At 62.3% G+C, this 583-nt stretch carries 1 protein-coding gene; it reads right to left on the reverse strand.

Going from position 1 to position 583, the window contains the following annotated elements; translation table 11 throughout:
• Positions 1-583, reverse strand: a 583-nt coding sequence (locus ACXJKH_RS21935; RefSeq protein ID WP_457322548.1) for an aldehyde dehydrogenase family protein, incomplete at both ends; no start/stop codon positions are given.

Raw genomic sequence — 583 nt, forward strand, 5'->3', positions numbered from 1 at the left:
GGCGTTGACGCAGGTCTGCCCATTGTTGAACAGGCGGCCTTTGACGCAGGTCGCCACCGCCAGATCCAGGTCGGCATCGTCCAATACCAGATAAGCATCGTTGGAACCCAGCTCAAGCACCGTCTTCTTGAGCGCCGCGCCGGCCTTGGCGGCCACCGTGCGCCCTGCCGCTTCGCTCCCGGTCAGTGTCACCGCGCGCACCAGATCGTTTTCCACGATGTCGTTGGATTGGTCGTGGCTGATCAAAAGTATGCCGAACAGCCCTTTGGGCAGCCCGGCACTTTCGTAGATGTCACGCAGCAGCAACCCACTGCCGGTGCAGCTCTCGGCATGCTTGAGCAGGACGCCATTGCCGGCCATCAGGCTGGCGATGGAGTAGCGGATCGCCTGGTAGGCCGGGAAGTTCCACGGCTGGATGCCGTAAATCACGCCGATCGGCGCGTGGGTGACGATGCCTGTGGCGCCCTCCACATCGCGCTCCTCATCGGCCAGAACAACAGGCCCCTGCTTGGCGGTGTAGTCACAGATGCTGGCACACAGCTCGACTTCAGTACGGCTGTCTTCAATTAGCTTGCCGACCTCG

This window comes from Stenotrophomonas sp. P5_B8 (assembly GCF_054049855.1).